A 25,405-nucleotide genomic window follows, 5' to 3' on the forward strand; every position below is an offset into this window, starting at 1 on the left:
AATAGCAAATCCTTGGTTCTTCTTTTCTAAAGTTATAAACTTTTCTGATGTTTTTCCCATTGTTGGTCTAAATATTGACTAACTAATAGAGGAACCTTTAATTTTGCTATTTGTAAGAACTCATTAATATAGGGGTAATCAGTTTCAGGGTAATACCGAAACAATTCAGCCCACCATTCTGTTTCATACCGACAAATCATACTTAGGTTGTATAAAATCAAATAGTGAGCCGTTAACTCAGGTAAAGGCAAATGGTTTTCTTTATTGATAAATAAATAAAAAGAACCATCACTATGAAAAAGGAATGGTGAAGCATGTAAATTGTTTAAAGGTTCCGTTAAACGGATATGAATGCTTTGGTCATCTTCAGTTGGAATCACTTCTTTAACAATGGAACTTCTAGAAGAAATAAAGTGAAAGAAACTACTTTCACTAAGATTATAACTATCTAAAATTTTCTTTGGTATTTGAAGAGTACCGGGTTGATTGTAATTCAATTCATATGAAATGGATTTTTTTTCGTTAAAGGAAAATAAGGGATGAAGTTCCGGAATTTGCAGCAATAAATTTTTCATTTTATATTTGTCGCCAGTGATGTGCTTAAACTGAAACAGAAGACTAGAAAAATGAGTAAGTAATCCGTTCTTTTGAAGTTTAACTTCATCCTGTAAAAAAACGTATTGTGTTTTCTTCCTTTTACGGGTCGTTACTCCGTGTGCAAGTACTTGACTATTTTCCGGATAAAGTGGGTCGTGCGTTAAGATGCAAGCTTTCATAAGCTGGGTCATTCCATAAAAAATTAATATAGGGTGGAGCTGTTTTGGTGCTAGTTCGACTTGTTTAAAATACGTTAGACCGTGCTCTATATGATATATAAATGAATAACAATTTTGATATGCTAATTTTTCTGTTTCTTTTACAGATAAACTTGAATAACATTTTTGTAGAAAAGACTGAGATATTGAAGCGGAATGGTATTTTTCAAGGCCATTTGTAATAAGTCATCTCTCCTTTATAAAAATGTATGCGCTTTAATAATTCATCGTTAAATTGTAAGAATAATTTGACTTATATTCCTTTCTTGACACTAGTTTAACCAATTGATAAGCTACAAATAATAATTTTCAGGAAAATTGTATGGAGAGGGAGATAAAAAGTGTGGGAAAATAAATTTGTAAAAGAAGGTTTAACGTTTGATGATGTGTTATTAGTTCCTAGAAAGTCTGAAATTTTACCAAGAGATGTTTCTGTCAAAACGAAATTATCGGACAAGTTACAGCTAAATATTCCGATTATTAGTGCAGGGATGGATACTGTCACAGAAGCAAAAATGGCAATTGCGATAGCTAGAGAAGGTGGTCTTGGTATCGTACACAAAAATATGTCAATCGAGGAACAAGCCGAGGAAGTGGACCGAGTTAAACGTTCAGAGAGCGGTGTAATTACAAATCCATTTTATTTAACTCCTGAACATCGTGTATATGATGCTGAAAAATTAATGGGTAAATTTAGAATCTCTGGTGTTCCGATTGTTAATGATATTCAGAAGCTTGTTGGTATTCTTACAAATCGTGACTTACGCTTTATTGAAGATTATTCGATCTTAATTGATGATGTTATGACAAAAGAAAATTTAGTAACGGCACCAGTTGGAACAACTTTACAAGAAGCAGAGAAAATTTTACAAAAACATAAAATTGAAAAACTCCCTCTAGTTGATGATGAAGGAATTTTAAAGGGATTAATTACAATAAAAGATATTGAAAAAGTCATACAATTCCCTAACTCAGCAAAAGATAGCCAAGGTCGCCTTGTAGTTGGTGCTGCAGTAGGAGTTACAGTAGATGCTATTGATAGAGTGACAGCTCTTGTTGAGGCAGGGGTAGACGTTATTGTCATTGATACTGCACATGGTCATTCAAAAGGAGTTCTAGATAAAGTAAGAGAAGTAAGAAATGCATTTCCTGACTTAGATATTATTGCAGGTAATGTAGCTACAGCTGAAGCAACGAAAGATTTAATTGAAGCTGGGGCTAATATCGTTAAAGTAGGGATTGGACCTGGATCAATCTGTACAACACGAATTATTGCTGGTATTGGAGTTCCTCAAATTACAGCTGTTTATGATTGTGCTACAGAGGCTGCAAAGCATGGTGTACCGATTATTGCTGATGGAGGGATTAAATTCTCTGGAGATATCGTAAAAGCACTTGCTGCAGGTGGACATGCCGTTATGTTGGGAAGCTTACTAGCTGGTGTTACAGAAAGTCCTGGAGAACGAGTCATTTACCAAGGCAGACAATTTAAAGTGTACCGTGGAATGGGTTCTATTGGGGCTATGGAAAAAGGAAGTAAAGACCGTTACTTCCAAGAAAATAACCAAAAGTTAGTCCCAGAAGGTATTGAAGGTCGTATTCCTTATAAAGGACCTTTATCAGATACGATTCACCAACTTGTTGGAGGAATTCGTTCTGGAATGGGGTATTGTGGAACAGAAACATTAAATGAGTTACGTTACGATACTCAATTTATCAGAATTACAGGGGCAGGACTTAGAGAAAGTCATCCACATGATGTTCAAATCACGAAGGAAGCTCCAAATTATTCAGTACACAATTAAAAAAAATCCTTTTATTACATAGATAGGTATATTACCTATCTATTTTTTTAGAGTATCTTGTGATAAAATATCCTCTATGTAAAGAACGCGGAGGTGCAAAGGGTGAGAGGACAAACTAAAAAAAGCATCATGTACATTGTAATGGCTATGATGCTCACAACAACAATCTTTTTTCAACAACCATTACAGGCTAGTGCTTTTAGTGTGAACGCTGAAGCGGCAATTCTAGTGGATGCAAATTCAGGTAGAATTCTTTACCAGGACAATATTGATGCAAACTTGTATATTGCTAGTATGACAAAAATGATGAGTGAGTATTTGATTTTAGAAGCCATTGACGAAGGACGACTTGAGTGGGACCAAACTGTACCAATTAGTTCCTTTGTAAGGCAATTATCTCTATATACTGACTTGTCAAATGTACCATTACGACAAGATGAAACGTATACCGTAAAAGAACTTTACGAATCGATTGCGATTTATTCAGCTAATGCTTCTACTATTGCAATTGCTGAATTATTATACGGGTCAGAAACAGGCTTTGTTAAAGCGATGAATGATAAGGCCGAAGAACTTGGATTAACGGATTATTTCTTTGTTAATTCAACTGGATTAAATAATAGCAATTTGCTAGGACAACATCCAGATGGAACAGCTGAAGATGAAGAAAATAGAATGTCAGCAAGAGCTACAGCTAAATTAGCGTATCATTTAATAAATGATTATCCTGAAGTTCTTGACACGGCAAGTATTCCAGACATGATTTTCAAAGAAGGCACTGAAGACCAAATTGAAATGAAAAACTGGAATTGGATGCTTGTTGGTTCAATTGAACCTCAATTTGATTATAGTGGAATTGATGGCTTAAAAACGGGATACACAAGTAAGGCTGGTAATAATTTTACTGCAACTGCTGTAAGAAATGGGACACGTCTTATTTCTGTAGTAATGAATACAGGAACAAGAGCAGACCGTTTTAACGAAACGGAAAAATTATTAGATTATGGATTTAATAATTTTGAAACCATAGAGTTGTTGCCAAGTGGTTACCAAGTTGAAAATGGTGAAATGTTACCTGTTTCTAGTGGAAAGGAAGCTGAAGTTTCCATCTCAACAGAAGAACCGTTGTCATTGGTTATTAGACGGGGAGAAGAAGAACTTTACACACCTGTTCTTACTGTAGATGGCGGAAAGTTAAATGATGATGGTGCTTTATCTGCTCCAATTGAAGCTGGAGAGGTTGTTGGTACGGTTCATCTTTCGTACAGTGGAACCGATGAAAATGAATATTTAGTTGAAAACGCAGAGCAAACAGTAAATGCTATAACTGACCATGCCGTAGAGCGAGCTGGCTGGTTCTCAAGAACAATGAGTTCCATTGGTGGGTTCTTTTCAGGCATTTGGACAGCTGTTTCAGATACAATTAAAGGTTTATTTTAAGAATTTGACTTGAACTTGGTCCACTGACCAAGTTCTTATACATAGTATGAAGGTTGTTCTATTTGCGTACGAATGGAAAAGTGGTACAATTAAAAATGGAAAATTTATATATTGTATCAGCGAATAGGCATACTAGCAGTAGTACAATATAAAAAGCAGATATGTGATGAACGGTATAGGAGGAAGAATAGAATGGTTCAAATTGGAACAGATCGTGTAAAACGTGGTATGGCAGAAATGCAAAAAGGTGGCGTCATTATGGACGTTATCAATGCAGAACAAGCAAAGATAGCAGAGCAAGCAGGTGCTGTAGCAGTAATGGCGCTTGAGCGTGTACCTGCTGACATTCGTGCAGCTGGTGGAGTTGCTCGTATGGCAGATCCAACAATTGTTGAAGAAGTTATGAACGCAGTGTCTATTCCTGTAATGGCTAAATGTCGTATTGGTCATATTGTAGAAGCTCGTGTATTAGAAGCTTTAGGAGTAGACTATCTTGATGAAAGTGAAGTATTAACTCCAGCTGATGAAGTATATCACTTAGATAAAAGTGAATATACAGTTCCATTTGTATGTGGAGCTAGAGATATCGGTGAAGCAAGCCGTCGAATTGGTGAAGGAGCTTCCATGATCCGTACAAAAGGTGAGCCAGGAACAGGAAACATTGTAGAGGCTGTTCGCCACATGCGTATGATTCAAGCTCAAATTCGCAAAGTTATCTCTATGTCTAAAGACGAGTTAATGACAGAAGCAAAGAATACGGGAGCGCCATATGAAGTGCTTGTTCAAATTAAAGAAAATGGAAAGTTACCAGTGGTTAACTTTGCAGCTGGCGGAATTGCAACACCTGCTGATGCTGCGTTAATGATGCAACTTGGTGCAGACGGAGTGTTTGTTGGTTCAGGTATCTTTAAATCAGACAATCCTGAAAAATTTGCTAGAGCAATTGTTGAAGCGACTACACACTATCAAGATTACAAATTAATTGCTGAGTTATCAAAAGGTCTTGGTACAGCAATGAAAGGTATTGAAATTTCTTCTTTACAACCATCTGACAGAATGCAGGAACGTGGTTGGTAAAATCTTTTCTCGTCTATGAGAAAGATGAAGGAAAGGGAACTTTACTATGATAAAGATTGGAATACTAGCTCTACAAGGGGCTGTAAGAGAACATGCAAAATGTTTAGAAGCTTCGGATACAGAAGTTATTATTGTGAAGAAGACCGAACAATTAGCTGAGTTAGACGGCCTTGTTTTACCAGGTGGCGAAAGTACAACAATGAGAAGACTTATTGATAAGTACGGTTTTTTCGAACCCTTAAAAGAGTTTGGACAAGCGGGTAAACCGATTTTTGGGACATGTGCTGGTTTAATATTAATGGCAAAAACAATTGTTGGCCAACCAGAAGGTCATTTAGGCTTTATGGATATGACCGTTCAACGAAATGCATTTGGTCGACAACGTGAGAGCTTTGAGACCGATTTAATTGTTTCTGGGGTAGGAACTGACGTGAGAGCAGTATTTATCCGAGCACCACTCATTGTTGACGTTGATGAAGACATTGAAATTTTATCAAAGTTTAACGAAGAAATCGTTGTGGCTAGACAAGGTCATTTTCTAGCATGTTCATTTCACCCTGAATTAACAGATGACCATCGTTTTCATCAGTATTTTGTGGATATGGTTCGAGAACGGGCAAAACCTGAATAGAATGAATGTAAAAAGGTCATTCTTATATAAAAGCGTGGAAGAGAAATAGTACTTATAGTGTTCTTTTAAGAGAGACGATGGTTGGTGAAAATCGTTAAGAATTTATAAGGAATCCATCTCTGAGTGAATTATGGAATAAACACATTTGTGTTTTAGTAAATAATTCCGGTTGTCGCCGTTATCGATTTAAGTGGTCAGTCACATTTTTATGTAACTGACAACAAGGGTGGCAACGCGGGTGCTCTCGTCCCTTTTTTGGGATGAGGGCTTTTTATATGTCAAAAAATACAGGAGGAAAAAAATGCTAGACATTAAAGTATTAAGAGGCCAATTTGAAGAGGTAAAACAAAAGCTAGAAACAAGGAATGAAGATATTAGTGGAATTGAAAAGTTCCAAGAATTAGACGAACAACGAAGAAACCTAATTGTTGAGGTAGAAGAATTAAAACAACGTCGAAATACAGTATCACAAGAGGTTGCGCAATTAAAGCGTGAGAAAAAGGATGCAGACCACCTCATTCAAGAGATGAAACAAGTTTCTGATGATATCAAAAAACTAGATGAATCACTTAGAGAAATTGAAGCAGAACTTGAAGGAATCTTACTTACACTTCCAAATATTCCACATGATACGGTTCCTGTGGGTCAAACGGAAGATGATAATCAGCAAGTAAAAACCTGGGGAGATATTCGAGAGTTTTCATATGAACCGAAACCACATTGGGATATTGCAACGGACTTAGGAATACTTGATTTTGAGAGAGCATCAAAGGTAACAGGTAGCCGTTTTGTCTTTTATAAAGGACTAGGTGCACGTCTAGAAAGAGCACTAATCAATTTTATGATGGACCTTCATCATGATGAACATGGATACGAGGAAATGTTACCTCCTTTTATGGTTAATCGTGATAGCATGACAGGAACAGGTCAGTTACCTAAGTTTGAAGAAGATGCTTTTAAAATTAGAGAAGAAGAGTATTTTTTAATTCCAACTTCTGAAGTTCCAGTGACTAATTATCATCGTGATGAGATTTTAACAGGTGACAAATTGCCTTTTGGTTATACGTCATTTAGCGCGTGTTTCCGTTCTGAAGCTGGTTCTGCTGGCCGAGATACACGTGGATTAATTAGACAACATCAATTTAATAAAGTGGAATTAGTCCGTTTTGTTAAACCTGAGGAGTCTTATGCTGAGTTAGAAAAATTAACAGGGCATGCAGAAAAAGTGTTACAACTGTTAAAACTTCCTTATCGCGTGATGAGTATGTGTACAGGAGACCTTGGATTCACCGCAGCTAAAAAATATGATTTAGAAGTATGGCTTCCTAGTTATGAAACGTACCGTGAGATTTCTTCTTGTAGTAACTTTGAAGACTTCCAAGCTAGAAGGGCCAATATTCGCTTCCGTCGTGAAGCCAAAGGAAAAACAGAATATGTTCATACATTGAATGGTTCTGGTTTAGCTCTAGGAAGAACGGTTGCTGCTATTTTAGAAAACTATCAGCAAGAAGATGGCACGGTTATCATTCCAGACGTATTAAGGCCATATATGGGTAATAAAGATATCATCAAAAAAAGTAAATCTTAAGTAACCAATAAAAAAGACGGCAAAGCCGTTTTTTTTATGTTAGAAATGGATTTTAACAAAAATAACATACTTATATTTATTGGCAAAATGGGGATAACTAAAATACTTTACTAGCTAGTGGAGGTATAGACGTGAAAAAGAACGGACAACAAGAGTTTGTAAACAAAAGCAGACTAGACCAAGTTGAAAAAACGTTTCTTCGATGGACCTGCATGCGGAGAGTTGAAGAAGAAGTAGAAAAATATAGCAAAGAAAGATAACATGGATGAGTATCCATGTTTTTTTATTTGATATGAAGTTGAGGGATGAGTATGTATAGTGATGAATATTTTATGAGAAGAGCAATGGAAGAAGCTTATAAAGCTAAAGAAATTAATGAAGTCCCAATTGGTGCCGTTATCGTTTATGAAAATGAAATTATTGCGTCCGCTTATAACAAGAGGGAAACGACACAACAAGCACTTGCTCATGCTGAGGTGTTAGCAATAGAAGAGGCTTGTAAGACACTTGGGACTTGGAGACTAACCGGATGTACACTATATGTCACATTAGAACCCTGTCCAATGTGTGCCGGAGCCATTGTTCAATCTCGGGTTGATAAGGTCGTGTATGGAGCAAAAGATCCGAAAGCCGGTTGTTGTGGGTCAATTATGAATTTACTAGAAGAAAACCAATTTAACCACCAGGCTGAAAATGTAGGGGGCGTGTTAGCTGATGAATGTGGGAAGTTACTAACGAACTTTTTCCAGGAACTTCGTCGGAAGAAAGCGAGTAAACTTTAAATTAATTTATCAATATGGTATAGTAATTTATACTTAATGAAAGAATTGGAGGTAGTACAGATGAAGCCAAATCAATTTTCGCTTGAAACGGCCAAGATACTTTCCGAAAAGCTTAAAATGCCAATTGAACACATTATGCATACACCTCCACATATTATCTTGGCAAAAGTCGCTGAATTGGATAAAAAGGAAAATAACAAAGAAGAGTAGTCAATTCCTTTATATGGGTACTATGGATTTGTGTTACTGTTGATTTTTTAAGGCAAACCATCTATACTAAGTATTACGTCGCTTAGATGTGGCGTCAAACTATGTTATTCAATTTGCCATGCTAGGTGGGGAGGTAGCGGTGCCCTGTAACTCGCAATCCGCTATAGCGAGGCTGAACTCCATCTCGAGGTCTTGTTGACGTAAGGTCTGCCCTAAGTAAGTGGTGTTGACGCTTGGGTTCTACGCAACGGAAACCCATGAACCCTGTCAGGTCCGGAAGGAAGCAGCAGTAAGTGGTCCCTTCCGTGTGCCGTAGAGTCGCCTGGGCCGAGCTAACTGCTTAGGTAACGCTTGGGTCAACTTGATCGAAAGATGGTGCATGGCATTCATTTTATATAAAGCAGTGACTATATTCCATAGTCGCTGCTTTTTTATATATTCCTTTGAATTTCATAATATCTATGAGTATAATAAAAGGACCGAACCTATGGATAGGAGTGAGAAAAATGGGCTATCAAGCATTGTATCGTGTCTGGCGGCCACAGTTATTAAGAGATATTGCTGGGCAAGACCATATTACGAAAACATTAAATAATGCATTGGCTCAGGAAAAGTTTTCTCATGCCTATTTATTCACAGGGCCAAGAGGTACGGGTAAAACGAGTGCTGCGAAAATCATGTCAAAGGCGATTAATTGTGAGCAAGCACCAGTACCAGAACCTTGTAATGAATGTAAGGCATGTCTTGGAATAACGGATGGATCTATTGTAGATGTTATTGAGATTGATGCAGCTTCTAATAATGGAGTTGATGAAATAAGAGACATCCGAGATAAGGTGAAGTTTGCTCCCAATGAAGTACGCTATAAAGTGTACATTATTGATGAAGTACATATGTTATCGACCGGTGCATTTAATGCGCTACTTAAAACGTTGGAGGAACCACCAAAGCATGTTATTTTTATTTTAGCAACGACTGAACCACATAAAATTCCACTAACGATTATTTCTCGTTGTCAGCGTTTTGATTTCAAACGAATCTCAACAGATGCTATGATTGCCAGAATGAATTATATTTTGAGTCATTATGAGACAAAAGTGGAAGAGGATGCATTACATCTTTTAGCTCTTTCAGCAGATGGTGGAATGCGTGATGCTCTAAGTTTACTTGACCAAGCCATATCATATGGAGATAATGTCATTACTATAGATGATATCTTGTCAGTGACAGGAGCGGTATCGCAACAACTTCTTACTGATGTTGTATTTGCTATTCATGAACAAGATGTCGCTAAGGCACTCCAAACGGTAGACCGAATGATTAAAGAAGGAAAAGACCCACAAAAATTCCTGGAAGATCTCATCTTTTATTTTCGGGATATTCTCTTATACAAAACAGCTCCACAGCTAGAAGATGCTTTTGAACGAGCCAGAGTGGATAAGCAGTTTGAAGAACTAGCGGCAGTGATTTCACCAAAAGTTATTTTTGAAAACATTGCGTTACTTAATGAAAGCCAACAGGAAATGAAATGGTCGACTCATTCCAAAATATTTTTAGAAGTAGCAATGGTCAAGTTGTGTCAAAAAGATACTAGTGAAAGCGTAGTGGCTGATGGAAGTGAAATTGCGGTTTTAAAAAGTAAACTTGCAGAGTTGGAGAAAACCATTTCGACTTTAAAAAGCGGGACCGTTACAGTTTCTGCTGAGAAAGCTGATGCTACTTCGACAAGGAAGCGTCCGGTTACACAGCAATCGACTACCAAAATGGCCACACCACAAGTGAAAGAATTACTAAAAAAAGCTTCAAAACAAGACTTACATCATGTGACTCAAGCTTGGGGTAAAGTTATGGATGTAGTAAGACAACAGAACATCAGAGCACATGCGTGGTTAAGTGATTGCAAACCAGTAGCTGCATCTAATGAAGCAGTTTTACTCGCATTTCAAAATGAAATGCACAGAGATATGATTGATACTAAATTTAAACAAGATGTAGAAGGAACTGTTTCAGAAGTGTGTCAGCGACCTTTATTGCTGTACTCCATCTTAAACGGGCAATGGAATAAAATTAGAGAAGACTTTGTTCGAGAACAAAAAGGCGACCAGCCGACTGAGGAGAAAAATCCTGTTATTGATGAAGCAATAAAATTGGTTGGATCTGAATTAATTGAAATAGTTGAATCATAATAAAATGAACATGGAGGAGATTTACTATGAAAAACATGGGACAAATGATGAAGCAAATGCAAAAAATGCAAAAGGATATGGCGAAAGCGCAAGAGGCGTTGAAAGAGAAAACTGTAGAAGCTACTGCTGGTGGTGGCGTAGTAACAGTTGTAGCAAGTGGGGACAAACGTATTCTTGATGTGAAAATTTCTGAAGAAGTAGTTGATCCTGATGATGTAGAAATGCTACAAGACCTAATTTTAGCAGCAACTAATGATGCTCTAGCCAAAGTTGATGCCCTTGTTGAACAAGATATGGGCAAGTTTACAAAAGGTATGAATATACCGGGATTATTTTAGGAGGCTAGCGGGATGCAATATCCTGAACCCATTGCAAAACTAATCGAAGGATTCATGAAATTACCAGGAGTTGGTCCAAAAACGGCTAGTCGATTGGCTTTTCATGTCTTGAATATGAAAGAAGACAGTGTACTTGATTTTGCTAAGGCACTGGTTAATGCAAAACGTAATTTAACGTATTGTTCAGTTTGCCATAATATTACTGATACCGATCCTTGTCGTGTTTGCGATGACTCCTCGCGTGATCAAACAACAGTTTGTGTTGTTCAAGATGCAAAGGATGTTATAGCGATGGAGAAAATGCGTGAATACGTTGGGTTATACCATGTTCTTCATGGAGCGATTTCTCCGATGGAAGGGATTGGACCTGAAGATATTAAAATTCCTGACTTATTAAAACGGCTTCAAGATGATAAAATAACAGAAGTGATTATTGCTACAAACCCTAACATTGAGGGTGAGGCTACAGCAATGTACATTTCTCGTTTAATCAAACCAACAGGGATTAAAGTGACAAGGATAGCGCATGGTTTGCCTGTTGGCGGCGATTTAGAATATGCGGATGAAGTTACTTTATCAAAAGCAATTGAAGGTCGCCGTGAATTATAGGAGGGGATAATTATAGTTTTTAAGAAAAAAGGCTATATTCGAGCTAAAGAGGACAATCGATTATTAAGTATTATTGAATCACTAAAGCATGAATTAGTGACTCAACAATCGATAGTAAAAAAAAGTGTTGACCCATCCCCAGCTGTCTTAGCGAAAGTAAAGCTCTTAGAAGCAAAATATTTATTTTTATTGCGTGAAGCGAGGAAAAGAAATACATCGATGTAAGAACAGTAAGGAGAACATTGCCCTTAGTGTTCTTTTTTTTATTGCCTTGCATATAAATACTATAGGCTTGTCAGTATGGAGTGAGGTGAAGACGATTGGATCCGATTTTGATTGTTTCGTTAGTAGGAGGATTAATTTTTTTATTGCTTATTGTGGGAGCGCCGATTAAACCTTTGCGTTTTTTAGGACAGGCAGCAGTAAGATTATTAATTGGGGCATTGTTTTTGTTTTTCCTAAATGCCTTTGGCTCTTTGTTTGGTTATAGCATCCCGATTAATGCTGTTACAGCTTCAGTATCAGGCTTTTTAGGAATTCCGGGAGTTGTCTTGTTAATCGCCATTGACTACTTTATTCTATAAAAATAACCCGTGGGAATTACTAATAATTACCACGGGTTATTTTATTGCTTTCTGTTATCTATATATGGTAAGATGAATTTCCTGTTGTTAATACAAAACAAACAAAAAACATTTTTTAAAAAAGTGTTGACGACAGAATAAATAGTGTGATATTATATAAAAGTTGCTTTAACAACAACATAGCTCTTTGAAAACTGAACAGAACAAAGCCAAGCGAAGAGATACATGATATCTCATTGTCATTGCAAAATGGCAACCCCGTCATTGTAAAATGACAAAAAGTTGCGAAAGCAACACTTTTATGAGCTTAATCAACTCACTTTTATGGAGAGTTTGATCCTGGCTCAGGACGAACGCTGGCGGCGTGCCTAATACATGCAAGTCGAGCGGACTGATTAAAAGCTTGCTTTTAATCAGTTAGCGGCGGACGGGTGAGTAACACGTGGGCAACCTGCCCTGTAGACTGGGATAACACCGAGAAATCGGTGCTAATACCGGATAACTTTGAGGTCACATGACCTCAAATTAAAAGATGGCTCCGGCTATCACTACAGGATGGGCCCGCGGCGCATTAGCTAGTTGGTAGGGTAACGGCCTACCAAGGCGACGATGCGTAGCCGACCTGAGAGGGTGATCGGCCACACTGGGACTGAGACACGGCCCAGACTCCTACGGGAGGCAGCAGTAGGGAATCTTCCGCAATGGACGAAAGTCTGACGGAGCAACGCCGCGTGAACGATGAAGGCCTTCGGGTCGTAAAGTTCTGTTGTTAGGGAAGAACAAGTGCCGTTCGAATAGGTCGGCACCTTGACGGTACCTAACCAGAAAGCCACGGCTAACTACGTGCCAGCAGCCGCGGTAATACGTAGGTGGCAAGCGTTGTCCGGAATTATTGGGCGTAAAGCGCGCGCAGGCGGTCTTTTAAGTCTGATGTGAAAGCCCACGGCTCAACCGTGGAGGGTCATTGGAAACTGGGAGACTTGAGTGCAGAAGAGGAGAGTGGAATTCCACGTGTAGCGGTGAAATGCGTAGATATGTGGAGGAACACCAGTGGCGAAGGCGACTCTCTGGTCTGTAACTGACGCTGAGGCGCGAAAGCGTGGGGAGCAAACAGGATTAGATACCCTGGTAGTCCACGCCGTAAACGATGAGTGCTAGGTGTTAGGGGTTTCGATGCCCTTAGTGCCGAAGTTAACACAGTAAGCACTCCGCCTGGGGAGTACGGCCGCAAGGCTGAAACTCAAAGGAATTGACGGGGGCCCGCACAAGCAGTGGAGCATGTGGTTTAATTCGAAGCAACGCGAAGAACCTTACCAGGTCTTGACATCCTTTGACCACCCTAGAGATAGGGCTTTCCCCTTCGGGGGACAAAGTGACAGGTGGTGCATGGTTGTCGTCAGCTCGTGTCGTGAGATGTTGGGTTAAGTCCCGCAACGAGCGCAACCCTTGATCTTAGTTGCCAGCATTCAGTTGGGCACTCTAAGGTGACTGCCGGTGACAAACCGGAGGAAGGTGGGGATGACGTCAAATCATCATGCCCCTTATGACCTGGGCTACACACGTGCTACAATGGATGGTACAAAGGGCTGCAAAACCGCGAGGTTGAGCGAATCCCATAAAACCATTCTCAGTTCGGATTGTAGGCTGCAACTCGCCTACATGAAGCCGGAATTGCTAGTAATCGCGGATCAGCATGCCGCGGTGAATACGTTCCCGGGCCTTGTACACACCGCCCGTCACACCACGAGAGTTTGTAACACCCGAAGTCGGTGAGGTAACCTTTTAGGAGCCAGCCGCCTAAGGTGGGACAGATGATTGGGGTGAAGTCGTAACAAGGTAGCCGTATCGGAAGGTGCGGCTGGATCACCTCCTTTCTATGGAGTAATACTCTAGTCGAAGTTCAAACCTTGTGTTTGAACTATAGCTTGCGCTTTGTTCGTTCAGTTTTGAGGGAGTTATCTCTCAAGTAAGAATATGCAGTGATGCCTTGTGCTCCTGCGCGCTCCTTGCGTCGCTTTCTCGTCGCAAAGCTGCACGTAGTAGTTTCAAGTAGCTTATCAAGAAGGTAAGCAAATCAGCTGCTTTGATCTTTGAAAACTAGATAGTAATGCATTAAGATTTTACCGGCTCGTTATTATTTGATATCGAGTGAGTGAATCTGAGAAGTCAAGAATTCTTCAAACGTCTTAAGTCAATCTATGGATTGATTAATAACTAGATGATTTATCATCAAGGTTAAGTTAGAAAGGGCGCACGGTGAATGCCTTGGCACTAGGAGCCGACGAAGGACGGGACGAACACCGATATGCCTCGGGGAGCTGTAAGTAAGCTTTGATCCGGGGATTTCCGAATGGGGGAACCCACCATCCGTAATGGGATGGTATCCATATCTGAATACATAGGATATGTGAAGGCAGACCTGGGGAACTGAAACATCTAAGTACCCAGAGGAAGAGAAAGCAAATGCGATTTCCTGAGTAGCGGCGAGCGAAACGGAAACAGCCCAAACCAAGAAGCTTGCTTCTTGGGGTTGTAGGACACTCTATACGGAGTCAGAAAAGAACGGGGTAGATGAAGCGGTCTGGAAAGACTGGCCAAAGAAGGTAACAGCCCTGTAGTCAAAACTTCGTTCTCTCCAGAGTGGATCCTGAGTACGGCGGGACACGTGAAACCCCGTCGGAATCCGGGAGGACCATCTCCCAAGGCTAAATACTCCCTAGTGACCGATAGTGAACCAGTACCGTGAGGGAAAGGTGAAAAGCACCCCGGGAGGGGAGTGAAATAGATCCTGAAACCGTGTGCCTACAAGTAGTTGGAGCCCGTTAATGGGTGACAGCGTGCCTTTTGTAGAATGAACCGGCGAGTTACGATTACGTGCAAGGTTAAGCTGATGAGGCGGAGCCGTAGCGAAAGCGAGTCTGAATAGGGCGAGTTAGTACGTGGTCGTAGACCCGAAACCGTGTGATCTACCCATGTCCAGGGTGAAGTTCAGGTAACACTGAATGGAGGCCCGAACCCACGCGTGTTGAAAAACGCGGGGATGAGGTGTGGGTAGGGGTGAAATGCCAATCGAACTCGGAGATAGCTGGTTCTCCCCGAAATAGCTTTAGGGCTAGCCTCGAGGGAAGAGTATTGGAGGTAGAGCACTGATTGGACTAGGGGTCCCCACAGGATTACCGAATTCAGTCAAACTCCGAATGCCAAATACTTATCCTCGGGAGTCAGACTGCGAGTGCTAAGATCCGTAGTCAAGAGGGAAACAGCCCAGACCATCAGCTAAGGTCCCAAAGTATACGTTAAGTGGAAAAGGATGTGGAGTTGCACAGACAACCAGGATGTTGGCTTAGAAGCAGCCACCATTTAAAGAGTGCGTAATAGCTCACTGGTCGAGTGACTCTGCGCCGAAAATGTACCGGGGCTAAACGTATCACCGAAGCTATGGATTGTCCTAACGGACAGTGGTAGGGGAGCGTTCTGCGTGCAGCGAAGTCAGACCGAGAGGACTGGTGGAGCGCGTAGAAGTGAGAATGCCGGTATGAGTAGCGAAAAGAGGGGTGAGAATCCCCTCCGTCGAAAGCCCAAGGTTTCCTGAGGAAGGCTCGTCCGCTCAGGGTAAGTCGGGACCTAAGCCGAGGCCGAAAGGCGTAGGCGATGGACAACAGGTTGAAATTCCTGTACCACCTCCTCACCGTTTGAGTAATGGGGGGACGCAGTAAGGTAGGGTAAGCGCACTGATGGATATGTGCGTCTAAGCAGTTAGGCTGGTGAATAGGCAAATCCGTTCACCATGAAGGCTGAGCTGTGATAGCGAGGGAAATTAAGTACCGAAGTTCCTGATCCTACACTGCCAAGAAAAGCCTCTAGCGAGGTGAGAGGTGCCCGTACCGTAAACCGACACAGGTAGGCGAGAAGAGAATTCTAAGACGCTCGGGAGAACTCTCGTTAAGGAACTCGGCAAAATGACCCCGTAACTTCGGGAGAAGGGGTGCTCTGATAGGGTGCAAGCCCGAGAGAGCCGCAGTGAAAAGATCCAAGCGACTGTTTAGCAAAAACACAGGTCTCTGCGAAGCCGTAAGGCGAAGTATAGGGGCTGACACCTGCCCGGTGCTGGAAGGTTAAGAGGAGGGGTTAGCCGCAAGGCGAAGCTCTGAATTGAAGCCCCAGTAAACGGCGGCCGTAACTATAACGGTCCTAAGGTAGCGAAATTCCTTGTCGGGTAAGTTCCGACCCGCACGAATGGTGTAACGATTTGGATACTGTCTCAACGAGAGACCCGGTGAAATTATATTACCTGTGAAGATGCAGGTTACCCGCGACAGGACGGAAAGACCCCATGGAGCTTTACTGTAGCTTGATATTGGATTTTGGTACAGTTTGTACAGGATAGGTAGGAGCCTTGGAAGCCGGAGCGCTAGCTTCGGTGGAGGCGTCGGTGGGATACTACCCTGACTGTACTGAAATTCTAACCTCGAGCCGTGATCCGGTTCAGGGACAGTGTCAGGTGGGCAGTTTGACTGGGGCGGTCGCCTCCTAAACAGTAACGGAGGCGCCCAAAGGTTCCCTCAGAATGGTTGGAAATCATTCGAAGAGTGCAAAGGCATAAGGGAGCTTGACTGCGAGACCTACAAGTCGAGCAGGGACGAAAGTCGGGCTTAGTGATCCGGTGGTTCCGCATGGAAGGGCCATCGCTCAACGGATAAAAGCTACCCTGGGGATAACAGGCTTATCTCCCCCAAGAGTCCACATCGACGGGGAGGTTTGGCACCTCGATGTCGGCTCATCGCATCCTGGGGCTGAAGTAGGTCCCAAGGGTTGGGCTGTTCGCCCATTAAAGCGGTACGCGAGCTGGGTTCAGAACGTCGTGAGACAGTTCGGTCCCTATCCGTCGCGGGCGCAGGAAATTTGAGAGGAGCTGTCCTTAGTACGAGAGGACCGGGATGGACACACCGCTGGTGTACCAGTTGTTCCGCCAGGAGCATAGCTGGGTAGCTACGTGTGGACGGGATAAGCGCTGAAAGCATCTAAGCGTGAAGCCCCCCTCAAGATGAGATTTCCCATGGAGTTAATCCAGTAAGACCCCTTAGAGATGATGAGGTTGATAGGTCTCGGGTGGAAGCGTGGCGACACGTGGAGCTGAGAGATACTAATCGGTCGAGGACTTATCCTATAAATAAGACGAAGATTGACTACAATGCATACTATCTAGTTTTGAGAGATCACGTAAGTGATGTTTCAATTATATAAGGTTTAGTGACGATAGCGAAGAGGTCACACCCGTTCCCATGCCGAACACGGAAGTTAAGCTCTTCAGCGCCGATGGTAGTTGGGGGCTTCCCCCTGTGAGAGTAGGACGTTGCTAGGCTGAGATAAAGTACACTTCAATGTAGGTGTGCTTTTTTTGTTATATTAAGACAAATACTTAACAAAATAACGAGAAAAGAAAAACCATTACCGTAACTGAGAGGAAAACAGTGCAAGTGGTAATGGAAACCAATGAACCGTGCCCGAAGCAGAGGGAAAAGCAGCCCCAACGGTAACGGAAATCAAAAACCATTACCATAACCGAGAGGAAAACAACGCAAGTGGTAACGGAAACCAATGAACTGTGCCCGAAGCAAAGGGAAAAGCAGCCCAAGCGGTAACGGATATCAAGAACCATTACCGCAACCGAGAGGAAAACAACGCAAGTGGTAACGGAAACAACCCAAAAGAAAAACAATCCCAAAAAGGATACCATTCAGCAATAGCCTAAATAAATGCTATCTTTTGTGAGATAGACAGACACGAGCAAGTTGTGTGAGACATAACAATAAAAAGAGCGAAAATTTAAAACAAAGTATATAATTCAAAAAAATAGGAAATCAATGGTAGTGGGGGTGAAGGCCATGAAGCCTATAACAAATACATCTATACCTGTAAAAAAGGAATGCGTGGTATGCAACCAATCTAAAATAGACGGAATTCATTTATTTGACCACTTTATTTGTGTAACATGTGAGCGAGAAATGGTAAAGACCGACCCAACTGATGAATATTACCACTACTATTTAGAAAAACTAAGGAAAATCAGAATACCTAAAAGTAGTTAAAGAATGAGCGGTAGCCCTGCTTGTTCTTTTTTTCATTCCTTGTACCTAAAAAATCATTTATAATAATAAGTAAATATTAATAAAGGAAGTTTACGATGACTGAGAAAAGCCAAGCCCCTTTGTTTACTCGACTGATAGAACATAATAAAAACGAATATCAATCCTTTCATGTTCCAGGACATAAAGGAGGGCGAGTTTTTTCTTCTCAAGCTAAAGATTGGTTCTTTCCATTACTTCAGTTGGATCAAACAGAAGTTGAAGGTCTTGATGATTTGCATGACCCTCAAGGAGTTATTGAGCAAGCACAGAGGTTAGCAGCAAAAGAATTTAACGCAATGCATACGTTTTTCCTTGTGAACGGAACTACAGTAGGAAACCTTGCTATGATTATGGCAACATGTCAAGAAGGTGATGTAGTTCTTGTGCAGCGCAACAGTCATAAATCGATACATCATGCATTAAAGTTAGCTAAAGTATACCCTGTCTATTTAGAACCGCAATTTGAACAGGATATAGAATTAACTACATCGGTACCAATAAGAACCGTATTAAAAGCAATTGACAAGTTCCCAAATGCTAAAGCTTTGGTTTTAACAAATCCAACATACTATGGGATAACCACAAACCTCACAGAAATGATAAGTGTAGCACATTCCAATGGTATACCAGTGTTGGTTGATGAAGCACATGGTGCCCATTATGGAATTGAAGGTCCTTTTCCATCAAGTGCAATTTCGCAGGGAGCTGATATTGTAACTCAATCCGCTCATAAAACCTTACCTGCTATGACAATGGGGAGTTATCTTCATTTTAACAGTAGACTGGTTTCTATAAAAAAAGTAGCCGAATATTTAGAGATGCTACAATCGAGTAGTCCTTCATATCCAATTATGGCATCACTTGATTTAGCTAGGCAATATAGGCAGGATTTAACGCAGGAACAAGTGAGTAGTATTTACAATGCTACTGAAACTTTTCGTAATTTACTTGGAGAGATTCCACAGTTTGAGGTAGTCTCTTTGACGCCGGAGTCCGATGATGAAATTGACCCTTTAAAGGTCACTGTTAGGACGAAATGTTATGCGTCAGCAAAAAAAATACAAAAACTGTTGGAAGATAAGGGGATCTATACAGAGTTAGCGAGTGACATACATATTTTATTTGTATTGCCGTTATCCGTTATAGATTACACTGAAGTGGTTGAACGAATTAGACAAACAGTCGAAAGTCTTCCGCCAATCAACCGTGTAGAGAAAATGTCATGGCAACATTCAAATGATATTTCCGATTTGGCGTTAACTTATAAAGAAATGAAACAGTACAAACAGAGAAAAGAACATATTGATAAAATTGAAGGAAAGATTGCTGCAGAAAATGTCATTCCATACCCGCCCGGCATACCTTTAATAGTAGAAGGAGAAAAAGTCACGGCAACTATGGTAAAACAAATCAAAAGGTTACTTTCTGCAGGAGTTTCCTTTCAAGGACACACGAAATTAGAGCATCTATCCATTTATGATACAGATGTAGAAAGAGGAAATTCATGAAGCGTGGTTTGTTTATTACCTTCGAAGGTGGAGAAGGAGCAGGAAAAACAACAGTTATGCAGAAAGTAAATAAAGAACTATTATCCAAAGGCTTTAATACGATAGTAACAAGAGAGCCTGGTGGGATAAAGATCTCAGAAAAAATTAGGGAAGTCATCTTAGACCCTTCTCATACGGAAATGGACAGTCGGACTGAAGCTTTATTATATGCAGCTGCACGAAGACAACACTTAGTTGAAAAAGTGATACCAGCTCTTTCTGAAGGCACCATGGTCCTTTGTGACCGTTTTATCGATAGCAGCTTGGCTTACCAGGGATTTGCTAGAGGGTTAGGAGTAGAAGAGATCTTTTCAATTAATCAATTTGCGATTGAGGGCTATATGCCAGATGTAACACTCTTTTTTGACATTGATCCAGAAGAAGGTTTAAAGAGAATTGAAAGGGACAGTGAAAGAGAAATTAACCGTTTAGATAAAGAAAAACTATCGTTTCACCAAAAGGTTCAAGAAGGCTATCATTTTTTAGTAAACAAATACCCCCAGAGAATTGTTGTAATTAAAGCAAATCAACAAGTGGAAGATGTATATACCGACGTCATGAGGGAACTGGTGAAAAGAATCTAATCTTGCACTCAAAATGATAATGCAAGATAATAGATGAAAATGAGGAGAGATGATGATGAAGTTAATTATTGCAGTAGTCCAAGATAAAGATAGTAACCGGTTATCAGAAGCTTTAATTAATACTAATTTTAGAGCTACAAAGTTAGCAAGTACAGGTGGCTTTTTAAAAGCCGGTAATAGTACGTTTTTAATTGGTACTGAAGATGATAGTGTTGATGAAGTTCTTACGATTATTAAAGAGAACTGCAAAAGCAGGGAACAACTAGTGGCACCTATCTCTCCAATGGGTGGCAATGCAGATTCCTATGTTCCATATCCAGTTGAAGTACAAATTGGTGGAGCTACGGTTTTTGTCCTCCCAGTTGAACAATTTGAGCAATTTTAAAGGGTGTTTTTTTCATGAGTTGGACAGAATTAAATGAAGTACAACATAAAGTAGTAAAAATTTTAACAAATAGCATTACTAGAGATAGATTAGCACATGCTTATATTTTTGAAGGGCCTCGAGGTACAGGAAAAAAACAAGTAGCTTTTCAGTTAGCGAAAAGCTACTTTTGTAAGGAAAGACAGGATTATGAACCTTGCCAACAGTGCGTTGATTGTAAGCGAATAGAGTCAGGTAATCATCCGGATGTTCATCTAATCGCTCCAGATGGACAGTCTATAAAAAAACAACAAGTCGAGCATCTTCAAAAAGAATTTTCCTATCGAGGAGTAGAGTCTAACCAGAAGTTTTATATTATTGAACATGCAGAGAAAATGACAGCAAGTGCATCTAACAGTTTATTAAAATTTCTAGAAGAACCTAGTTCTCCGACAATCGCAGTATTGCTTACGGAAAATTTACATCAAATGTTAAGAACCGTGCTTTCACGAAGTCAAATACTATCATTTACACCGCTACAAAGAAAAAAATATATAGAACAATTAGTTGAGCATGGTATAAGTGAGACGGTAGCTCATATATTGGTTGAATTGACGGCAAATATTACCGAAGCAGAGACACTTTGTCAAGACGACTGGATTGTACAAGCACGAAATGTAGTGTTACAATTAACTGAAGAGGTTTACTCTAGGCCTCATCATGTTTTTTTTACATTACAGGAAAAGTGGTTGCCCCATTTCCAAGGAAGGGAACAGGGGGAACTTGGATTAGACTTAATGCTCTTATGGTATAGAGATGTTTTATATAGCAAGGTGGGTCATTCATCGGACTTGGTGTTTATTGACCGAAAAAATGAATTGGAAACGCAAGTGCTTTATAACTCAGAAGATAAAATTAGCAAGCAAATAAAGGCGATATTTGAGGCTAAGCGGCATTTGCAGGCAAATGTAAATCCACAATTATTAATGGAAAAGCTTTTGCTGAAGTTACAGGAGGGATAATGAATTGCATCACGTCGTAGGTGTTCGATTTAAAAAAGCAGGAAAGATATATTATTTTTCTCCTGGGGAACTCGAGTTACCAAAAGGCGAGTGGGTGATTGTCGAAACATCACGAGGAATAGAGTACGGTAAAGTGGTGATAGAGAAGAAAGAGGTAGGGGAAAATGATGTGGTCCTGCCACTTAAACAAGTCATCCGCATCGCTGAACAAAAAGACAAGCAGATCGTTGAGGAAAATAAAGAGGCTGCTAAGGAAGCCTTTGAAGTTTGTATAGAAAAAATTAAAGAACATGATTTAGATATGAAGCTTGTAGATGTAGAGTATACGTTTGACAGAAATAAAGTATTGTTCTATTTTACAGCAGATGGTCGTATTGATTTCCGAGAACTCGTAAAAGATTTGGCAGCTATTTTTAGAACAAGAATAGAATTAAGACAAATCGGTGTTCGAGATGAAGCAAAAATGCTAGGCGGGATTGGACCTTGTGGTCGGATTTTATGTTGTTCTTCTTTTTTAGGAGATTTTGAACCGGTATCAATCAAGATGGCAAAAGACCAAAATTTATCGTTAAATCCAGCTAAAATATCAGGGTTATGTGGTAGATTAATGTGTTGTTTAAAGTATGAAAATGACCATTATGAATCTGCAAAACAGGCATTACCGGATATTGGCAAAGAGATTAAAACAATTGAAGGAAAAGGTCGAGTTATAGGATTAAACATACTAGAGAGTATCGTTCAAGTTGAGCTATATGACCCTCAACGAATGTTAGAGTTTTCCCTTCAGGAGTTAATAGAGCAAGGGGCAGTACCGACGCAAGCCACAGAATGATGAGGTGGATATACCGTGGGCAAACAGGAAATATTTTCACAAGTAAGTCATATTGAAGAGAGAATTGGAGATTTACATCGAGATTTAATAGGGTTAAAAGAACAACTGGCGTCTCTTATTGAAGAAAATCACTATTTAAAGGTTGAAAATGAAAACCTAAGAAAGCGATTAGATGACGATAAGCCTGAGGATCAGACTAAACAAGGTTCAGATATAGAGAAAAAAGACCGTCAGAAGCAACTTTTAGGTGAAGGCTATGACAATTTAGCCAGATTATATCAAGAAGGGTTTCACATTTGTAATACTCATTATGGTAGTATACGTTCTGATGGCGATTGTTTGTTTTGTTTATCCTTTCTCAATCAAAAGTAAATCTTTAATTTCCTGTGTAGTCTTAGAAACGATCTTTCTTCATGAAAGGTCGTTTTCTTTATAGAAGTTTTTTAATCACAATTTAAGTGTAAGGAGCCTTTTTCGATGCAAAGAGCTGATGAAAGAATTGATTACCTTCCTAACAACAACTTAAAAATCATTCAAAGCACTAATGTCTTTTCATTCTCTATTGATGCAGTATTGTTGGCGAAGTTCGTGTATGTTCCTATTCAAAAAGGAAGAATACTTGATATGTGTTCAGGAAATGGAGTTATCCCATTGTTACTTAGTACTCGTTCAAAAGCTTCAATTGTAGGAGTTGAAATTCAAGAAACGTTATATGATATGGCGGTAAGAAGTATTCAATTAAACAGATTAGAGAAGCAAATTGAGATGGTTTGCGCGGACATAAAACAAATTCCAGAAGCTTTTACAGACCAGCAATATGATGTGGTTACATGTAATCCACCCTATTTCGAATGTAATGACCTCAGTGATCAAAATGAAAATGAACACTTTCGGATTGCTAGACATGAAGTATATTGTACACTAGAGGATGTCGTAAGAGAGGCAAGTGAACTTGTGAAACAAAAAGGCAAGTTTGCGATTGTTCACAGACCCGAAAGACTTACGGACATCATGTTACTCATGAAAAAATATCGAATTGAACCTAAAAAAATTCAAATGGTTCATCCAAAAGCCGATAAGGACGCCAACATCGTTTTAGTCGAAGGAATTAAGGATGGGAAAAAGGGAGTCAAGTGCCTTCCACCGATTGTAGTTTATGGCTCAGGGCAAAGCTATACAGATGAGTTTAAAAGCATCTATGGTCTGATATAATAATGAAGATAAAGGAAAGGGGTTGGTGAGATGTTTCAACAACATAGCTTTAAATCAAGCTCTAATAGAGGGGAATTGTTCTTAGTACCAACACCTATTGGAAACTTAGAAGATATGACATTTAGAGCGATACGTACGCTAAAAGAAGTGGATTTAATTGCTGCAGAAGATACAAGACAAACGATAAAATTATGCAATCACTACGAGATTTCAACAAAGCTTGTGAGCTATCATGATCATAATAAAGAAATGAGTGGTTCTAAACTCATTGAACAACTACATAACGGCAAAAATATTGCTCTTGTTAGCGATGCTGGTACACCAGCAATTTCAGATCCTGGCTATGAGTTAGTAAGAGATTGTCTCGCAGAAGAAATTGCTGTTATTGCTTTACCAGGAGCAAATGCTGCACTAACAGCATTAATTGCTTCTGGATTGACGACAAACCATTTTTATTTTTATGGTTTCTTAGATCGTAAGAAAAAGGTAAAGAAACAAGAGTTAGAACAATTAAAAAGTGTAAATACAACTCTTGTTTTCTATGAAGCGCCACATAGGTTAAAGGAAACTTTAGAAACGATGCAGGATGTTTTGGGTGACCGTAATATGGCAGTATGTCGTGAACTAACTAAAAAACATGAAGAATTTATTAGAGGTACGATTTCTGAAGTCATTCAGTGGTGTTCAAATGGGACTGTAAAAGGAGAATTTTGCTTAATTGTAGACGGTGGCGACATTTCCCAGGAACCTGACTTACAATGGTGGGACTCTCTTACGATACCAGAGCATATTGAACATCATATGTCACTGCAAATGAGTTCTAAAGAAGCGATTAAGCAAGTAGCTAAAGACAGGGGAATTCAAAAGCGGGAAGTCTATGCCATTTATCATCACAACGAAGAAAGTTCTATCTAACGAAGCAAAAGAGGCCGGTACAAATTGTACCGGCCTCTTTTATTATAATTATTTCGAAGATTTTTCTACATATGCTTGTAGTTCAGCAATAATATCTTGAGCACCTTGTGGACTTAAAATAATTTTTCCTGATGCTAATGAAAGATTATCATCAGAAACTTCGCCAGTAATTTGGCAAGTCATGTTTGGCTTATACTTCTTTAAGATAATGCGATCATTATCAACATAGATTTCTAGAGCATCCTTTTCAGCAATATCAAGTGTACGACGAAGCTCAATTGGAATAACAACTCGACCTAACTCATCAACTTTACGAACAATACCTGTAGATTTCATAATAAATAGTCTCCTCTCGATATAAAAACGCAGTTATTTTGTACTATCTTTTGCGTCAATTTTCGACAATTTTTTCTTATAAACTAAGAATACCAATCTTTCCAAAACAAGTCAATTGAAATTTACTAGTTTTTTAGAAATAAAATTTGTCAATGTACTGATATACTAGAGTTATTATCTAAGATAACTGAAAATGGCACAATAAATGCGGCTCTAGTTACAAAGGTATATTCCCATATATCCTTACAGTTAAACCTATATTTTGTAAATATATTATATAACATTTCACGACAATTCGACAAGGTATTTTGATGATTTTGTCGAATTGTCGAAACTAGGGAACTTATGACCTAAACTTGACATCATAACCTTGAATAGGTATATTTTTTTTGAAGAGATG

Annotated in this window: 25 protein-coding genes, 3 rRNA genes, 1 other RNA gene and 1 other annotated feature; of the genes, 27 read left to right on the top strand and 2 right to left on the bottom strand. The window is 39.7% G+C overall.

From position 1 onward, the window contains the following. Positions 1-32 precede the first annotated feature (32 nt). The gene (locus BK585_RS22325) at positions 33-998 is read right to left on the bottom strand and encodes a YaaC family protein (protein WP_078556418.1); all 966 of its coding nucleotides are present in this window, start codon (positions 996-998) and stop codon (positions 33-35) included. Positions 999-1,156: 158 nt separating this feature from the next. Here BK585_RS22325 and guaB point away from each other — a divergent pair, with 158 nt between their 5' ends. The 27 genes from guaB (at position 1,157) to rsmI (ending at position 24,669) form a co-directional block, all read left to right on the top strand. Continuing rightward, positions 1,157-2,620 (top strand): IMP dehydrogenase, encoded by a 1,464-nt coding sequence (guaB, locus tag BK585_RS22330; protein ID WP_078556420.1) that lies wholly within the window; start codon positions 1,157-1,159, stop codon positions 2,618-2,620. Between the two features lie 102 nt (positions 2,621-2,722). After that, on the top strand, positions 2,723-4,060 hold the full coding sequence (locus BK585_RS22335) for a D-alanyl-D-alanine carboxypeptidase family protein (RefSeq protein ID WP_245805888.1): 1,338 nt from the start codon (positions 2,723-2,725) through the stop codon (positions 4,058-4,060). A 192-nt stretch (positions 4,061-4,252) separates the two neighbouring features. Beyond that, the gene (gene pdxS, locus BK585_RS22340; RefSeq protein WP_078556422.1) at positions 4,253-5,137 is read left to right on the top strand and encodes a pyridoxal 5'-phosphate synthase lyase subunit PdxS; all 885 of its coding nucleotides are present in this window, start codon (positions 4,253-4,255) and stop codon (positions 5,135-5,137) included. Positions 5,138-5,183: 46 nt separating this feature from the next. Beyond that, entirely contained in the window at positions 5,184-5,768 is a 585-nt protein-coding gene (gene pdxT, locus BK585_RS22345; RefSeq protein WP_078556424.1) for a pyridoxal 5'-phosphate synthase glutaminase subunit PdxT, read from the top strand. Positions 5,769-5,794: 26 nt separating this feature from the next. Continuing rightward, positions 5,795-6,023: a binding site (T-box leader), on the top strand. A 46-nt stretch (positions 6,024-6,069) separates the two neighbouring features. After that, the gene (serS, locus tag BK585_RS22350; protein WP_078556426.1) at positions 6,070-7,356 is read left to right on the top strand and encodes a serine--tRNA ligase; all 1,287 of its coding nucleotides are present in this window, start codon (positions 6,070-6,072) and stop codon (positions 7,354-7,356) included. 131 nt (positions 7,357-7,487) lie between these two features. Then, the gene (locus BK585_RS24705) at positions 7,488-7,616 is read left to right on the top strand and encodes a hypothetical protein (protein WP_281248946.1); all 129 of its coding nucleotides are present in this window, start codon (positions 7,488-7,490) and stop codon (positions 7,614-7,616) included. Between the two features lie 51 nt (positions 7,617-7,667). Then, positions 7,668-8,138, top strand: coding sequence for a tRNA adenosine(34) deaminase TadA (gene tadA / locus BK585_RS22355; RefSeq protein WP_078556428.1), 471 nt, complete (start codon positions 7,668-7,670; stop codon positions 8,136-8,138). Between the two features lie 60 nt (positions 8,139-8,198). Next, positions 8,199-8,348 (top strand): YycC family protein, encoded by a 150-nt coding sequence (locus tag BK585_RS22360; protein WP_078556429.1) that lies wholly within the window; start codon positions 8,199-8,201, stop codon positions 8,346-8,348. A 116-nt stretch (positions 8,349-8,464) separates the two neighbouring features. Beyond that, positions 8,465-8,731, top strand: an RNA gene (gene ffs / locus BK585_RS22365) — signal recognition particle sRNA large type. A gap of 123 nt (positions 8,732-8,854) precedes the next feature. Then, the gene (dnaX, locus tag BK585_RS22370) at positions 8,855-10,534 is read left to right on the top strand and encodes a DNA polymerase III subunit gamma/tau (RefSeq protein ID WP_078556430.1); all 1,680 of its coding nucleotides are present in this window, start codon (positions 8,855-8,857) and stop codon (positions 10,532-10,534) included. Positions 10,535-10,560: 26 nt separating this feature from the next. After that, complete coding sequence (locus BK585_RS22375) at positions 10,561-10,872, top strand: YbaB/EbfC family nucleoid-associated protein (RefSeq protein WP_078556431.1); 312 nt, start codon at positions 10,561-10,563, stop codon at positions 10,870-10,872. Positions 10,873-10,884: 12 nt separating this feature from the next. Beyond that, the gene (gene recR, locus BK585_RS22380; RefSeq protein WP_078556432.1) at positions 10,885-11,481 is read left to right on the top strand and encodes a recombination mediator RecR; all 597 of its coding nucleotides are present in this window, start codon (positions 10,885-10,887) and stop codon (positions 11,479-11,481) included. 12 nt (positions 11,482-11,493) lie between these two features. Continuing rightward, complete coding sequence (locus BK585_RS22385) at positions 11,494-11,706, top strand: YaaL family protein (RefSeq protein WP_078556433.1); 213 nt, start codon at positions 11,494-11,496, stop codon at positions 11,704-11,706. 95 nt (positions 11,707-11,801) lie between these two features. Further along, positions 11,802-12,065 carry a pro-sigmaK processing inhibitor BofA family protein gene (locus tag BK585_RS22390; protein WP_078556434.1) on the top strand — a complete coding sequence of 88 codons (264 nt, stop codon included), beginning with the start codon at positions 11,802-11,804 and terminating at the stop codon, positions 12,063-12,065. Positions 12,066-12,386: 321 nt separating this feature from the next. Then, positions 12,387-13,939, top strand: a 16S ribosomal RNA gene (locus tag BK585_RS22395). A 359-nt stretch (positions 13,940-14,298) separates the two neighbouring features. Further along, positions 14,299-17,232 (top strand): 23S ribosomal RNA (locus tag BK585_RS22400). 79 nt (positions 17,233-17,311) lie between these two features. Beyond that, positions 17,312-17,427 (top strand): 5S ribosomal RNA (rrf, locus tag BK585_RS22405). Together the 16S, 23S and 5S rRNA genes form the textbook arrangement of a ribosomal RNA operon. A gap of 243 nt (positions 17,428-17,670) precedes the next feature. Continuing rightward, positions 17,671-17,817 (top strand): hypothetical protein, encoded by a 147-nt coding sequence (locus BK585_RS24220; RefSeq protein ID WP_170885684.1) that lies wholly within the window; start codon positions 17,671-17,673, stop codon positions 17,815-17,817. A gap of 133 nt (positions 17,818-17,950) precedes the next feature. Continuing rightward, complete coding sequence (locus BK585_RS22410; RefSeq protein WP_078556436.1) at positions 17,951-18,154, top strand: sigma factor G inhibitor Gin; 204 nt, start codon at positions 17,951-17,953, stop codon at positions 18,152-18,154. 95 nt (positions 18,155-18,249) lie between these two features. After that, positions 18,250-19,701 carry an aminotransferase class I/II-fold pyridoxal phosphate-dependent enzyme gene (locus tag BK585_RS22415; protein ID WP_078556438.1) on the top strand — a complete coding sequence of 484 codons (1,452 nt, stop codon included), beginning with the start codon at positions 18,250-18,252 and terminating at the stop codon, positions 19,699-19,701. Then, positions 19,698-20,324: a dTMP kinase gene (gene tmk / locus BK585_RS22420; protein ID WP_078556439.1), complete on the top strand. Its 627-nt coding sequence runs from the start codon at positions 19,698-19,700 to the stop codon at positions 20,322-20,324. Before BK585_RS22415 ends, tmk begins: the two co-directional genes overlap by 4 nt. A gap of 55 nt (positions 20,325-20,379) precedes the next feature. After that, the gene (locus tag BK585_RS22425) at positions 20,380-20,709 is read left to right on the top strand and encodes a cyclic-di-AMP receptor (protein WP_078556441.1); all 330 of its coding nucleotides are present in this window, start codon (positions 20,380-20,382) and stop codon (positions 20,707-20,709) included. Positions 20,710-20,723: 14 nt separating this feature from the next. After that, positions 20,724-21,710: a DNA polymerase III subunit delta' gene (holB, locus tag BK585_RS22430; RefSeq protein WP_078556443.1), complete on the top strand. Its 987-nt coding sequence runs from the start codon at positions 20,724-20,726 to the stop codon at positions 21,708-21,710. A 4-nt stretch (positions 21,711-21,714) separates the two neighbouring features. After that, complete coding sequence (locus tag BK585_RS22435) at positions 21,715-22,542, top strand: PSP1 domain-containing protein (RefSeq protein WP_078556444.1); 828 nt, start codon at positions 21,715-21,717, stop codon at positions 22,540-22,542. 15 nt (positions 22,543-22,557) lie between these two features. Further along, complete coding sequence (gene yabA / locus BK585_RS22440) at positions 22,558-22,914, top strand: DNA replication initiation control protein YabA (RefSeq protein ID WP_078556446.1); 357 nt, start codon at positions 22,558-22,560, stop codon at positions 22,912-22,914. 105 nt (positions 22,915-23,019) lie between these two features. Further along, positions 23,020-23,754 (top strand): tRNA1(Val) (adenine(37)-N6)-methyltransferase, encoded by a 735-nt coding sequence (locus BK585_RS22445; protein ID WP_078556448.1) that lies wholly within the window; start codon positions 23,020-23,022, stop codon positions 23,752-23,754. 30 nt (positions 23,755-23,784) lie between these two features. After that, complete coding sequence (gene rsmI, locus BK585_RS22450) at positions 23,785-24,669, top strand: 16S rRNA (cytidine(1402)-2'-O)-methyltransferase (protein ID WP_078556450.1); 885 nt, start codon at positions 23,785-23,787, stop codon at positions 24,667-24,669. Positions 24,670-24,717: 48 nt separating this feature from the next. On the opposite strand, the gene BK585_RS22455 is transcribed toward rsmI, so the two are convergent. After that, positions 24,718-25,005, bottom strand: coding sequence for an AbrB/MazE/SpoVT family DNA-binding domain-containing protein (locus BK585_RS22455; protein ID WP_078556452.1), 288 nt, complete (start codon positions 25,003-25,005; stop codon positions 24,718-24,720). Positions 25,006-25,405: the final 400 nt, after the last annotated feature.

It is taken from the genome of Bacillus alkalicellulosilyticus (assembly GCF_002019795.1).
GTDB classification, from domain to species: Bacteria; Bacillota; Bacilli; order Bacillales; family Bacillaceae_F; genus Bacillus_AO; species Bacillus_AO alkalicellulosilyticum.